The sequence below is a fragment of the Pseudomonas oryzagri genome (genome assembly GCF_020831405.1).
GTDB lineage: Bacteria > Pseudomonadota > Gammaproteobacteria > Pseudomonadales > Pseudomonadaceae > Geopseudomonas > Geopseudomonas oryzagri.
The window spans coordinates 94,625-107,448 of record NZ_JAJHPU010000039.1 but is presented as its reverse complement, the minus strand read 5'-3'; the positions used below and the strand labels follow the sequence as shown (position 1 = coordinate 107,448).

10 protein-coding genes are annotated in these 12,824 nt (G+C 68.3%); all 10 read right to left on the bottom strand.

Translation table 11 applies throughout. The features are described 5' to 3' along the window. Positions 1 to 48: 48 nt before the first annotated feature. Positions 49 to 2,673: an alanine--tRNA ligase gene (gene alaS / locus LMJ29_RS13830; protein ID WP_229606097.1), complete on the bottom strand. Its 2,625-nt coding sequence runs from the start codon at positions 2,671 to 2,673 to the stop codon at positions 49 to 51. Between the two features lie 153 nt (positions 2,674 to 2,826). Further along, positions 2,827 to 3,822 carry a succinylglutamate desuccinylase gene (locus tag LMJ29_RS13825; protein WP_229606096.1) on the bottom strand — a complete coding sequence of 332 codons (996 nt, stop codon included), beginning with the start codon at positions 3,820 to 3,822 and terminating at the stop codon, positions 2,827 to 2,829. Positions 3,823 to 3,890: 68 nt separating this feature from the next. Further along, positions 3,891 to 4,190 (bottom strand): GTPase, encoded by a 300-nt coding sequence (locus LMJ29_RS13820; protein ID WP_229606095.1) that lies wholly within the window; start codon positions 4,188 to 4,190, stop codon positions 3,891 to 3,893. Positions 4,191 to 4,287: 97 nt separating this feature from the next. Further along, positions 4,288 to 5,316, bottom strand: coding sequence for an arginine N-succinyltransferase (gene astA / locus LMJ29_RS13815; protein WP_229606094.1), 1,029 nt, complete (start codon positions 5,314 to 5,316; stop codon positions 4,288 to 4,290). 64 nt (positions 5,317 to 5,380) lie between these two features. Continuing rightward, the gene (gene aruF / locus LMJ29_RS13810) at positions 5,381 to 6,397 is read right to left on the bottom strand and encodes an arginine/ornithine succinyltransferase subunit alpha (protein ID WP_229606093.1); all 1,017 of its coding nucleotides are present in this window, start codon (positions 6,395 to 6,397) and stop codon (positions 5,381 to 5,383) included. A 40-nt stretch (positions 6,398 to 6,437) separates the two neighbouring features. Continuing rightward, positions 6,438 to 7,658: an aspartate aminotransferase family protein gene (locus LMJ29_RS13805; protein WP_229606092.1), complete on the bottom strand. Its 1,221-nt coding sequence runs from the start codon at positions 7,656 to 7,658 to the stop codon at positions 6,438 to 6,440. A 211-nt stretch (positions 7,659 to 7,869) separates the two neighbouring features. Next, positions 7,870 to 8,844, bottom strand: a complete 975-nt coding sequence (locus tag LMJ29_RS13800; protein ID WP_229606091.1) for a GlxA family transcriptional regulator — start codon at positions 8,842 to 8,844, stop codon at positions 7,870 to 7,872. A 341-nt stretch (positions 8,845 to 9,185) separates the two neighbouring features. Further along, positions 9,186 to 10,685, bottom strand: a complete 1,500-nt coding sequence (gene mqo, locus LMJ29_RS13795; RefSeq protein ID WP_229606090.1) for a malate dehydrogenase (quinone) — start codon at positions 10,683 to 10,685, stop codon at positions 9,186 to 9,188. A 390-nt stretch (positions 10,686 to 11,075) separates the two neighbouring features. Beyond that, entirely contained in the window at positions 11,076 to 11,381 is a 306-nt protein-coding gene (locus LMJ29_RS13790; protein WP_229606089.1) for an antibiotic biosynthesis monooxygenase family protein, read from the bottom strand. Positions 11,382 to 11,478: 97 nt separating this feature from the next. Then, positions 11,479 to 12,789 (bottom strand): MFS transporter, encoded by a 1,311-nt coding sequence (locus LMJ29_RS13785; protein WP_229606088.1) that lies wholly within the window; start codon positions 12,787 to 12,789, stop codon positions 11,479 to 11,481. Between the last annotated feature and the right edge of the window lie 35 nt (positions 12,790 to 12,824).

The window sequence follows — 12,824 nt, the reverse complement described above, 5'->3', positions numbered from 1 at the left end:
CGGACCGGAGCCTGCCAAGAGCCGCTGGCCTGGCAGGCCCCGGATAGATCAGAACGCCGCCGCCACGAACGGCTCGGTCAGCGCCAGCGCCGCGCCGAGCTGGCCGGCGTCGCTGCCGCCGCCCTGGGCCATGTCCGGACGGCCGCCACCCTTGCCACCGACCGCGGCAGCGGCCTGCTTCATCAGGTCGCCGGCCTTGAGCTTGCCGGTCAGGTCCTGGGTCACCCCGGCTACCAGCACCACCTTGCCGTCGAACTCGCCGCCGAGCAGGATCACCGCGCTGCCCAGCTTGTTCTTCAGCTGGTCGACCAGCGCCAGCAGGGCCTTGCCGTCCTGGCCGTCGAGACGGGCGGACAGCACCTTGACACCGGCCACCTCGCTGGCCGAGTTGGCCAGGTCGTCACCGGCGGCGCTCGCCGCCTTGGCCTTGAGCTGCTCGAGATCCTTCTCCAGCTGGCGGTTGCGCTCGAGCAGGCTGGCGAGCTTGTCGAGCAGGTTGTCGCGGCTGCCCTTGACCAGGGCAGCTGCCTCCTTGAGCTGCTCCTCGGCGCCGTTGAGGTAGTCCAGCGCCCCGGCGCCGGTCACCGCCTCGATGCGGCGCACGCCGGCAGCCACGCCGCCCTCGCTGACGATCTTGAACAGACCGATGTCGCCGGTGCGCTTGACGTGGGTACCGCCGCACAGCTCGATGGAGAAGTCGCCCATGCTCAGCACGCGCACGCTGTCGCCGTACTTCTCGCCGAACAGCGCCGTGGCGCCCTTGCGCTTGGCCGTGTCGATGTCGGTGACCTCGGTTTCCACCCCGCTGTTCTTGCGGATTTCGCTGTTGACCAGCGTCTCCAGGGCCTTGAGCTGCTCGGTGCTGACCGCTTCGAAGTGGCTGAAGTCGAAACGCAGGCGCTGGCTGTCGACCAGCGAGCCCTTCTGCTGCACGTGCTCGCCGAGCACCTGGCGCAGGGCCGAATGCAGCAGGTGGGTGGCCGAGTGGTTGAGCGCGGTGGCGCCGCGCACCGAGGCGTCGACCTGGGCCTCGAGGACCTGGCCGACCCGCAGGGCACCCTTGGCGACCACGCCATGATGCAGATGGGCGCCGCCGGCCTTGGTGGTGTCGCGCACGTCGAAGCGCGCGGCACTGGTGTCGTTCAGGTAGCCGCAGTCGCCGACCTGGCCACCGGACTCGGCATAGAAGGGGGTACGGTCGAGGACCACCACGCCCTCCTCGCCTTCGCCCAGCTGCTCGACGGCGACGCCGCCCTTGAACAGGGCGAGCACCTGGCCCTGGCCGAAGGTGCCCTCGTAGCCGGTGAACAGGGTGTCGGCGTCGACCTTGACCAGGCTGTTGTAGTCCAGACCGAAGGCACTGGCCGAGCGGGCGCGCTCGCGCTGGGCCTCCATCTCGCGCTCGAAACCTTCCTCGTCGACGGACAGCTCGCGCTCGCGGGCGATGTCGGCGGTCAGGTCGACCGGGAAGCCATAGGTGTCGTACAGCTTGAACACCACATCGCCGGGGATGACCTTGCCCTGCAGTTCGGCCAGGTCCTGCTCGAGGATCTTCAGGCCCTGCTCCAGGGTCTTGGCGAACTGCTCTTCCTCGCTCTTCAGCACGCGCTCGATCTGCGCCTGCTGCTGCTTGAGTTCCGGATAGGCGTCGCCCATCTCGGCGGCCAGGGCGGCGACGATCTTGTGGAAGAACGCGCCCTTGGCACCCAGCTTGTTGCCGTGCCGGCAGGCGCGGCGAATGATGCGGCGCAGCACGTAGCCGCGTCCCTCGTTGGACGGGGTGACGCCGTCGGCGATCAGGAAGCCGCAGGAGCGGATGTGGTCGGCGACCACCTTGAGCGAGGGCGCACCGTCGTTGGCGCAGCCGATCGCCTGCGCGGCAGCGGCCAGCAGGTTCTGGAACAGGTCTATCTCGTAGTTGGAATGCACGTGCTGCAGCACGGCGCTGATCCGCTCGAGGCCCATGCCGGTGTCCACCGAGGGGGCCGGCAGCGGGTGCATTACGCCGTCGGCGGTACGGTTGAACTGCATGAACACGTTGTTCCAGATTTCGATGTAGCGGTCGCCGTCTTCCTCCGGCGAGCCGGGCGGGCCGCCCCAGATGTCCGCGCCGTGGTCGTAGAAGATCTCGGTGCACGGACCGCACGGGCCGGTGTCGCCCATCGCCCAGAAGTTGTCGGAAGCGTAGGGGGCGCCCTTGTTGTCGCCGATGCGCACCATGCGCTCGGCCGGCACGCCGACCTCGCGGGTCCACAGGTCGTAGGCCTCGTCGTCGCTGGCGTAGACGGTGACCCAGAGCTTTTCCTGGGGCAGGTTCAGCCACTTCGGCGAGGTGAGGAACTCCCAGGCGTAGGCGATGGCGTCACGCTTGAAGTAGTCGCCGAAGCTGAAGTTGCCCAGCATCTCGAAGAAGGTGTGGTGGCGCGCGGTGTAACCGACGTTCTCGAGGTCGTTGTGCTTGCCGCCGGCGCGCACGCACTTCTGGCTGGTGGTGGCGCGGGTGTAGGCGCGCTTCTCCAGGCCGAGGAAGCAGTCCTTGAACTGGTTCATGCCGGCGTTGGTGAACAGCAGGGTCGGGTCGTTCGCCGGGATCAGCGAACTGGAGGCGACGCGGGTGTGCCCCTTCTCTTCGAAGAAGCGGAGGAAGGCTTCACGGATTTCAGCGCTTTTCATGAATTCGTCTCGGGAAACTGTGCCTCAGCGGCAATGCCTGACTGCCGCGCGTACTGCCGGCAAAGACGGGCATTATATAAACAACCCGCGCCGACTTGCATCGGCACGCGCGCTTTCCGAGGAGGAAGAATCGACAATCGCGGGCAAGACCGCTCAGGAGCAGGCTTCGTCGACGCCGACCGGCACCACGATGAGGCCGGCACGCTGCCCCACCTTGACCTGGGGATTGGCGAACAGCAGGCGCGCGCCGGGCTCGCTCACCCACCAGCTCTGACCATTGGCGTCCTCGGCCAGCAGGCTGCCGGGCACCAGCTCGGCGAAGTTATCCAGCACGCCGTTCAGATGCAGGCGAAATTCCGGACTGTGCTTGACGATCTCGCGCTCGACACGAAACAGCTGCAGCGGCTCGCCCGCGGTGGTCGGCGGCTCGCGGCCTTCGATCAGCGCGTGCAACCAGTCCTCCAGTAGCTGCAGATCGACGCCCTGTCCCGCGGCTGGCGGGCAGACTTCGAAGGTCAGGGACTCGGCGCCGAAGCGGCTGGCGGTGAAGGCACAGAAGGTGCCGAGGGTCCGGCTGTGCAGCAGCAGGGCCTGCAGGCCGGCGCCTTCCAGGCGGGCGAGCTGCTCGCGGGTGGGCGGCCCGGCGCTGGCGGGCCACAGCGCGAAACGGGCGAAACGCGAGGGACGCAGGGTGGTATGCAGGTCGTAATGCAAGCGCCGCCGCTGCGGGCGATTGAAGAACAGCTCGGCCTGCAACTCCAACTCCACCGCGCGCAACGCCTCCGGTCCGCTGACCGCCGGCTGCAGGCCGCCGAACAAGCGGTTGAGGTCGTGGCCGACGAAGTGCTCGCCGCGGCGCAGGCCGGCCGGATTGCCCAGCACCACCAGCAGGCGCACCGCCGGCTGCAGCCGACAGGCGGCGATGGCGTGCAGGAGGTGTTCGAGCAGTTCGACCGGCGCAATCTCGTCGCCATGGATGCCGGCCGACAACAACAGGTCGACGCCCGAGTCGTGCCCGGCCGGCGGATCGACCTCCAATACGCCGTCGATCTTCCACTGCAGGCGCGCGCCCGAGGAGCAGAGCTGGATCTTTTCCGACGGCTCGCGACCGGCCAGGGTCAGCTCGAGCAGTTTGCCCAAGGCAAGCATGAGGCGCACGTCCTACGGCAGGAGGTCACCCCAAGCATAGCTGCCGACACCGCCGGACGAACGACGCCTCAGTGGGAGTGGCCGCAGCCGCAATCGGCGCCGTGCTCGTGCTCTTCCTCGTGCTCGTGCGCCTCGGCCGCCTCCAGTTCGACGCTCAGCGACAGCTGGTTGACCGCCTGGGGACGCACCACCAGCAACGGGATCTCGGCTTCGCCTTCCAACGACTCGGCATAGATGGTCACCCCACCGGCACCGTCGGCCTCCAGCCACAGCTCGCGGCCTTCGAGGCGCACGGCGACGCGCGCGCTATGGGTTTCCCGACGTTCGCCGTGGGCATCTTCGAGGATCAAGGGCAGGCTTTCGCGCATAGGAAATGACTCGCTAGGACAGACAGGAAAGGATAAACGACGCTCAGCTTAAGGATTTGCGCCGGCGCGTCCAGTCCCCGCCGGGACGGCCGCGCCCTCAGCGCCAGCCGACCTGGGCCGACAGCGGCACGGCACGCACCTGGGCACCGGCGGCGAGGCGCAGGCGGCGGGCCGTGGTGGCGTCCACCACCAGCGCGCCGGACGCCGCGCGCGCCTGACCGACGGTGATGCGGCAATCCTCGCGCTTGCGGTTGTGGATGAGGAACTGCGGCGCCTCGTCGCCCGGCGTGCCGATGGCCAGCACCAGCGTCTGGCTCTCGCGCACGGCGCGGATGTTGGCGGTTTCGCACTCCAGCGCCGCCCCGCCGTCGAAGATATCGATGTAGCCCTGGTGGGTGAAACCCTCGGCGCGCAGCATGGTCAGCGCCGGCTCGGTGTCGCGGTGCACGCGGCCGATCACCGCGCGCGCTTCCTCGGAGAGGAAACAGGTGTAGAGCGGGAACTTGGGCATCAGCTTGGCGATGAAGGCCTTGTTGCCGACGCCGGTGAGATAGTCGGCCTGGGAGAACTCCATCTTGAAGAAATGCCGACCGAGACTCTCCCAGAACGGCGAGCGCGCGTTGTCGTCGGAGATGCCGCGCATCTCGGCGATCACCTTGTCGGCGAACAACTCGCGGAATTCGGCGATGAACAGGAAACGCGCCTTGGACAGCAAGCGACCGCTGAGGCCGTTATGGCGGTACTTGGCGTCGAGGAACAGCGAGCACACCTCGGTGTTGCCGGTCAGGTCGTTGGCCAGGAACAGCGTCGGGTTCTCGCGGTGGATGCCCAGCTCGCGCGAGGCGCTCACGGTCAGGCCGACCCGGTAGTTGTACCAGGGCTCGCGCAGACCGACCGCGCCGTTGATGGCGCTGATGCCGACCACCTCGCCTTCGTCGGTCTCCAGGACGAACTGGTAATCCGCGTCGGCGCGCGCGGCCTGGCCGCGGAAGGATTGCTCCGCCCAGGCCATGCGCTGGGCCAGGCGCTCCTCGTTGGCCGGCAGCGAGGTCAGGCCGGCGCCGGTGCTGCGTGCCATGGCGATCAGCGCGGGCATGTCGCTGCTGCGCACGGGACGAACGATCATGACTCCTCCAGAACGCGGCCGGCAGAAGGCCGCGTGTCGAAACGTCGATGTGCCCGAGAGCCGCTCATAGCGCCACCAGGCGCACGCTGTCGCCCTCGCCGACCCCCAGGGCCTCGGCCTGCGCCGGCGCCAGAATCAGCGGCTGGCCCGCCTCCCAGTCCAGTTCGGCGAGCAGGGCGCGGAAGTCCTGCACCTGCTCGTTGGCCAGCAGATGGGGACGCCCGCCCGGCGCCGGCGCACCGAGGCGCACGGTCGCCCGCTGGCTCTGGGCGACCGTGCGCAGACTGGCGGTGCGCGCATGCACGGTGGGACCGCCGTCGAAGATGTCGACGTAGTGCTCGGTCTCGAAGCCCTCGCGCATCAGGATGGCGAACGCCTCCTGCGAGTCGGGATGCACCTGGCCGATCCCCTCCTGGGCGCTGTCCGGCAGCAGGGGCACGTAGATGGGGTAGCTCGGCATCAGCTCGGCGAGCATGGTGCGGCTCTTCATCCCGCACAACCGCTCGGCCTCGGCGTAACCGATGGCGAGGAAGTTGCGGCCGATGGCATCCCAGAACGGCGCATCGCCGGCCGCGTCGCTGTAGCCGACCACCTCGACCACCATGGCGTCGGCGAAGCGCTCCGGATGGCTGGCGACGAACAGCAGGCGAGCGCGCGAGTTGAGCTCGACGGCGGGGGTGCCGCGCAGCTCGGGCTGCACGTAGAAGCTGGTCAGCAGGCTGTTGCCGGTGAGGTCGTGGCACAGCGACAGCACATGGATCTTGTTGTGGATCTTCAGCTCGCGCGAGGCGTGCACGAAGGTCTCGTTGCGGAAGCTGTAGAACGGCTCGGAGAAGCCGGCGGTCGCCACTATCCCCGAGCAGCCGAGCAGCTTGCCGCTGGCGGTGTCCTCGAGGACGAAGAAGTAGCTCTCCTCGCCGTTGTAGCCGACTTCGGCGGCGAACGAAGCCTCGGAGGCGCGAATCTTCTCGGCCAGCCGCTCGCGATCGTCCGGCAAGGAGGCGACGCCGATCGGGCTGGCCGCCGCCAGGCGCTGGACTTCGGGCAGGTCGCCCATCCGGGCCGGGCGCATGATCAGCATCGGGGTCACTCCTTGTCGGCAATCATCGCAGCAGGCGGGTTCAGGCCGCGGTCAGGCTGGCCAGGGCGCGCTCGAGGCGGGCCAGGCCCTCGTCGATATCGGCGTCGCTGATCACCAGACTGGGGGCGAAGCGCACCACGTCCGGGCCGGCCTGCAGGATCATCAGGTCGTGCTGCTGGGCAGTGGTGACGAACTCGCCGGCGCGGCCCTTCCAGGCCTCGGTCAGCACCGCGCCGAGCAGCAGGCCCATGCCGCGCACCTGGCTGAATACGCCGTACTGCTCGCCCAGGCGGGTCAGCTCGCGGGTGAAGCGGGCGCTGCGCGCGGCGACGCCGTCGAGCACCTCGGGGGTGTTGACGATGCTGACCACCGCCTCGCCCACCGCACAGGCCAGCGGGTTGCCGCCGTAGGTGGTGCCGTGCACGCCGACCCCGAAGTGCTTGGCCACCGCGTCGGTGGTGAGCATGGCGCCGATCGGGAAGCCGCCGCCCAGGCTCTTGGCGCTGGTCAGGATGTCCGGGGTCACGCCGTAGTGCATGTAGGCGTACAGCTTGCCGGTACGGCCGACGCCGGTCTGCACCTCGTCGAAGATCAGCAGCGCGTTGTGCTCGTCGCACAGCTGGCGCACGCCTTCCAGGTAGGCCTGGTCGGCCGGCAGGATGCCGCTCTCGCCCTGGATCGGCTCCAGCACCACCGCGCAGGTGTTGGCGGAGATACGCGCCTTCAGCGCTTCCAGGTCGTTGTACGGGACATGGCTGATGCCCTCGATCTTAGGCCCGAAGCCGTCCGAGTACTTGGGCTGGCCGGCGACGCTGACGGTGAACAGGGTACGCCCGTGGAAACTGTTGACCGCCGAGATGATCTCGCACTTCTGCGGGCCGGCGACCTCGTGGCCGTAGCGGCGCGCCAGCTTGAAGGCCGCCTCGTTGGCCTCGGCACCGGAGTTGGCGAAGAACACGCGCTCGGCGAAGGTCGCCTCGGTGAGCAGCTTGGCCAGGCGCAGGGCCGGCTCGTTGGTGAACACGTTGGACACGTGCCAGAGCTTCTGCGCCTGCTCGGTCAGTGCCTCGACCAGCGCCGGATGGGCATGGCCGAGCACGTTCACGGCGATGCCGCCGGTGAAGTCGACCAGTTCGCGGCCGCTCTGATCCCAGACGCGGCTGCCCTCGCCTCGCACCGGGATGAAGGCGGCGGGGGCGAAAACGGGAACCATCAGCTGGTCAAAATCGGCGCGTTGCACCGGCGCGTGCGGAACGGACATCGAACTCTCCTGCCTGGGCGGCTAACGGGATGGGAGTGAAAGGGATTGTAGAGACAACGGCCGGATCGGCATTGCAGGCATGCGACATCTTCGTACAGCCGGCGGAAGCGCTCCGGAAGCGGAACCGCGGCGGCAGGCTGCCGGCCGCGGAAAAGACGCAGTGTATAGGCTCGGCGCGACCAGCTGAAGTTCCGCCATGGTGCAAATCCGCTCAGCCGCGCTCGGCCGCGCCCGCCACCGACCCGGCGGTCGCGCTGCGCCGCAGATTGCGGTCCTCGCGCGGGGTGACGCCGAAGAAGTTGCGGTAGGCGCTGGAGAAGTGCGGCCCGGAGGAGAATCCGCACGACAGGCCGATCTGGATGATCGAGGTGCTGGTCTGCTGGAGCAGCTGGCGGGCGCGGTTGAGGCGCAGCTCGAGGTAGTACTGGCTGGGCACCCGGTTAAGGTACTGCTTGAAGATCCGCTCCAGCTGCCGGCGCGACACGCAGACGTGCTGGGCGATCTCGTCGGTGGTCAGCGGCTCCTCGATGTTGGCCTCCATCAGCAGCACCGCCTGGGTCAGCTTCGGGTGGCTGGCGCCCAGGCGATTGCGCAGCGGCACCCGCTGGCGCTCGCTGCCCTCGCGGATGCGCTCGAGCACCAGCTCCTCGGCGACTGCCGCGGCCAGTTCGCTGCCGTGGTCGCGGGCGAGCATCTCGAGCAGCATGTCCAGCACCGCCAGTCCGCCGCAGGTGGTCAGCCGCTCGCGGTCCCACTCGAACAGCTGGCTGGTGGCGGTCACCTGAGGAAACTGCTCGGTGAAGTCGTCCTGCCAGCGCCAGTGCAACGCCACCCGGTAGCCATCCAGCAGGCCGAGCTGGGCCAGCGGATACAGGCCGGCGCCGGCGGCGCCGAGCAGGCTGTCCTGACTGGCCGACTGGCGCAGCGCGGCGGCCAGTTCCGGCGCCAGCTCCGGCGGCTCCTCGGCGAGCAGGAACAGCCGCCGGGCGTCGCCCAGTTGTCCGGCCCAGGGCCGCCCCGGCAGCGGCCAGCCACCCTCGCGCGGCGCCTCGGCCTGCAGGAAGCTGACCTCGTAGCCGGCCTCCGGATGCAGGCGAGCCGCCAGCTGCAGGGCTTCGTCGATCAGGCTCAGGGTGAGTGGACGCACGTCCGGCCAGTAGAGGAATGCGAGATGTAGGGGAGTCATGGGCGGCAGTGTGGCCGGATTGCGGGCGCAAGGCTAGGCAGGCGGTGGGAGCCGCGGCAATTTACCCGGAACCGCCGGCAAATGCACCAAAAAAGGGCAACGATCCGCCCAAGAGTAGAGCCGGCCATCCCGGTTGACGACTTCGTTCGCCCGCCGGGCGAGCGCGTCTGGAATAGCCATGCGGCGGAGCCGACCGCCCTGCCGGAGCCCGGGACAACGACGCCGCGCCGACGAACCACCCGGCAGAAACATCAACGCCGCGCCCGACGAGTCCCGGCAGGGCGTTCGTCGCAACGCGGCGTTGACTGCCCGCCGTCCAGGACGGCGGGCACGGGTGCAGATCAGCGCGGCTGGAGTTCGAGGACCTGGCTGGTGCGCGCACGCACGCGGCGCAGCAGATCGCCGTCCTTCTCCAGGGCCTTCTCGTCGGCCTCGAAGATCTTGCCCAGGCGCTCCTGCCAGGCAGCGCTCTTGTACTGCTCGGGGAAGCAGCGCTCGATCACTTCCAGCATCACCGACACCGACACCGAAGCACCCGGCGAGGCGCCGAGCAGTGCGGCGATGGTGCCATCGTTAGCGGCGACGATCTCGGTGCCGAACTGCAGGATGCCGCCCTTCTTGGCGTCCTTCTTGATGATCTGCACGCGCTGGCCGGCGATTTCCAGACGCCAGTCTTCCTTCTGTGCCGCCGGGAAGAACTTGCGCAGGGCCTCGAGGCGCTGGTCGTCGGACTGCAGGACTTCCTTGATCAGGTACTTGGTCAGATCCATGTTGTCGCGCGCCACGGCCAGCATCGGGCCGAGGTTGTTCGGACGGATCGACAGCGGCAGGTCGAGGAAGGAACCCTGCTTGAGGAACTTGGTGGAGAAGCCGGCGAACGGACCGAACAGCAGGGATGCCTTGCCGTCGACCACGCGGGTGTCCAGGTGCGGCACGGACATGGGCGGTGCGCCGATATCGGCCTGGCTGTAGACCTTGGCCTGGTGCTGCTTGACGATTTCCGGGTTGTCGCAACGCAGCCACTGGCCGCTGACCGGGAAGCCGCCGAAGCCCTTGCCTTCCTCGATGCCGGACTTCTGCAGCAGGGTCAGCGCGGCGCCGCCGGCGCCCAGGAAGACGAAACGGGCGACCAGCTCGCGGCTGCCGCCACGCGCCTTGTCGTCGACGATCAGACGCCAGCGGCCATCGGCCTCGCGGTGCAGGTCGGTGATCTTCTGGTTGTAGGCCACCTGGCAGCCTTCGCTGTTCTGCAGGTGCTGCAGCAGCTTCTGGGTCAGTGCACCGAAGTTGACGTCGGTACCGCCCATCGCGCGGGTCGCGGCCAGCGGCTCGTTGTCGCTGCGGCCCTGCATCAGCAGCGGCGCCCAGCTACCGATGGTCTTGCGATCCTCGCTGTATTCCATGTCGTCGCTGAAGCAGTGGTGCGACTTCAGGGCATCGAAACGCTTGCGCAGGTAGGAAACCCCCTTCTCGCCGCGCACGAAGCTCATGTGCGGAACGGGGTTGATGAAGTCCTTGGGCGACTTGAAGTAGCCCTGCTCCACCAGGTAGGCCCAGAATTGCCGCGACACTTCGAACATCGTGTTGATGTTCACTGCCTTGGCAATGTTCACCGAGCCATCCGGACCTTCCGGGGTGTAGTTCAGCTCGCACAGTGCAGCGTGGCCGGTTCCCGCGTTGTTCCACGGGAAGGAACTTTCCGTAGCCCCGGACTCGAGCTGTTCCAGGACTTCGATCTTGAGGCTCGGGTCGAGCTCTTTCAGCAGGACGGCCAGGGTTGCGCTCATGACGCCTGCCCCGACGAATACCAGATCCGGCTGCTCACTACCAGTTTGCATCATTCATGCTCCTGAGACACAGGTTTCGCATTTTACCCCGGATCGTCTACAGACGCGTACTGTAGTCCGTCCGACCAAGGTACTACACGCTCCCCGGAATACCCCCCGGATATGGGGGCAGGCGAAGGCGGCGCAATCCTAACGGGGTGCGCCGCACAACGCCAGTAGCTCCTGGTGGTAAGGGCGAAAAAGTCTAGGACGGGCGCCGGCCCTGAGCGGCCGCAACGAAAGGGTCATGCGACGAGCGGCGGTAGGGAAAATTGGCGGGCACTACAGCCGTCGACGCGCTCGATGCCGCGGCGCAGACGGCTGCGCAAGATTGTCGACACTTTGCTGACAGCCTGCGACCGGACCCGCGCTCCGGGCCGCCAGGCCCGGAGCAGAGCGGCGGCATTACAGCACCGAGTCGAACAGCTCGAGCTGCGGCGGCCCCAGGTAGATCTCGCGCGGGCTCTTGCCGGCGTTGGCGTGCGCCTTGCGGAACGAATCGGAATGGGTCCAGTCCTCGAAGGCCTGGGCGGACGTCCACTCGGAATAGGAGGAGAACAGGGTGTACTCCTCGGTCTGCGGCCCCTGCAACAGGTGGAAACGCAGGAAGCCGGGCACTTCGTCGAGATAGCTCTCGCGCTGGCGCCAGTGCTCGACGAAGGTCTCCTCGTGGCCGCGGGCGATCTTGAAGCGGTTCATGGCAAGGAACATGGGCGGGACTCCAAGTGGTCGGGAAGCGGCCATTCTACGCACATGCAGCGCCGCGCCGACACGTCGGCACGCCGCTGCCGCCTCCGGCCGCTGCCACTCAGCCGGCCGGCGCCAGGGCCGCCGCGCTGCGCCGCCCCAGAGCGATACCGGTGAGGATGAACAGCAGGCACAGCGCCCCCACATACCAGGCCGGGCCGAGCGGACTCCACTTCAGCAGCAGGCTGACCAGGATCGGCGTCAGGCCGCCGCAGATGGCGTAGGCCAGGTTGTAGGAGAACGACACCCCGGAGAAGCGGACCGCCACCGGGAACGACTTGACCAGCACCATGGGAATGGCGCCGATGGTGCCCACGCTCAGGCCGGCCAGCGCATACAGCGGCACCAGCAGGTCGCGGTGGCTGGCGAGACTGGCGTAGAACAGCGAGGAGCAGAACAACAACGTCAGGCCGCCGACCACGAAGGTCGGCCCGGGGCCGAAGCGATCCGCCGCCAGGCCGGCCAGCACGCAGCCCAGGCTGAGGCCGACGATGGCCAGGCTGTTGGCCTGCAGCGCCTCGCTCGCGGCGAAGCCGTGGACGGTCTGCAGCAGGGTCGGGGTCATCAGGATCACCACCACGATGCCGGCCGACAGCACCCAGGTCAGCAGCATCGACAGCAGCACCGCCGGCCGGTGCTCGCGCACCACCGCCTTGAGCGGTAGCCCCACGGCCAGCGACTGGCGCAGCTGCAGCTCGGCGAACACCGGGGTTTCGTGCAACCAGCGGCGCAGGTAGACCGAGAACAGGCCGAACACGCCGCCGAGCAGGAAGGGCACGCGCCAGGCCCAGGCGGCCAGCTCCTCGGCGCTGAACAGGCGGTTGATCGCCGTGGCGGTCAGCGACCCGAGCAGGATGCCGGCGGTCAATCCGGCGGTCAGGGTGCTGCAGGCGAAGCCGATGCGCCGCGCCGGCACGTGCTCGGCGACGAACACCCAGGCGCCCGGCACCTCGCCGCCGATCGCCGCGCCCTGGATCACGCGCAGGACCAGCAGTGCCAGCGGCGCCCAGATGCCGATTTGCGCGTAGGTCGGCAGTAGGCCCATGCACAGCGTCGGCACGGCCATCAGGAAGATGCTCAGGGTGAACATGCGCTTGCGCCCGAGCAGGTCGCCGAAGTGGGCGAGGACGATGCCACCGAGCGGTCGCGCCAGGTAACCCGCGGCGAAGATGCCGAAGGTCTGCAACTGGCGCAGCCAGTCGGGCATTTCGGCAGGGAAGAACAGCTTGCCGACCACCGCCGCGAAGAACACGAAGATGATGAAGTCGTAGAACTCCAGCGCACCGCCCAGGGCGGAGAGCGAGAGCGTCTTGACGTCGCTGCGGGTCAACGGGCGCGCCGCGGGCGCAGCGCTGGAATGCTCGACGGACATGAGGGTGGTTTCTCGGCGATGGGCAGGGGAACGGC

Bases quoted from the DNA above. Each gene is read 5' to 3' on its own strand.
- LMJ29_RS13790 (WP_229606089.1), bottom strand. From the start codon at position 11,381: ATGTTCCTTGCCATGAACCGCTTCAAGATCGCCCGCGGCCACGAGGAG.
- LMJ29_RS13800 (WP_229606091.1), bottom strand. From the start codon at position 8,844: ATGACTCCCCTACATCTCGCATTCCTCTACTGGCCGGACGTGCGTCCA.
- mqo (WP_229606090.1), bottom strand. From the start codon at position 10,685: ATGATGCAAACTGGTAGTGAGCAGCCGGATCTGGTATTCGTCGGGGCA.
- aruF (WP_229606093.1), bottom strand. From the start codon at position 6,397: ATGCTGATCATGCGCCCGGCCCGGATGGGCGACCTGCCCGAAGTCCAG.
- astA (WP_229606094.1), bottom strand. From the start codon at position 5,316: ATGATCGTTCGTCCCGTGCGCAGCAGCGACATGCCCGCGCTGATCGCC.
- LMJ29_RS13805 (WP_229606092.1), bottom strand. From the start codon at position 7,658: ATGTCCGTTCCGCACGCGCCGGTGCAACGCGCCGATTTTGACCAGCTG.
- LMJ29_RS13825 (WP_229606096.1), bottom strand. From the start codon at position 3,822: ATGCTTGCCTTGGGCAAACTGCTCGAGCTGACCCTGGCCGGTCGCGAG.
- LMJ29_RS13820 (WP_229606095.1), bottom strand. From the start codon at position 4,190: ATGCGCGAAAGCCTGCCCTTGATCCTCGAAGATGCCCACGGCGAACGT.
- alaS (WP_229606097.1), bottom strand. From the start codon at position 2,673: ATGAAAAGCGCTGAAATCCGTGAAGCCTTCCTCCGCTTCTTCGAAGAG.
- LMJ29_RS13785 (WP_229606088.1), bottom strand. From the start codon at position 12,789: ATGTCCGTCGAGCATTCCAGCGCTGCGCCCGCGGCGCGCCCGTTGACC.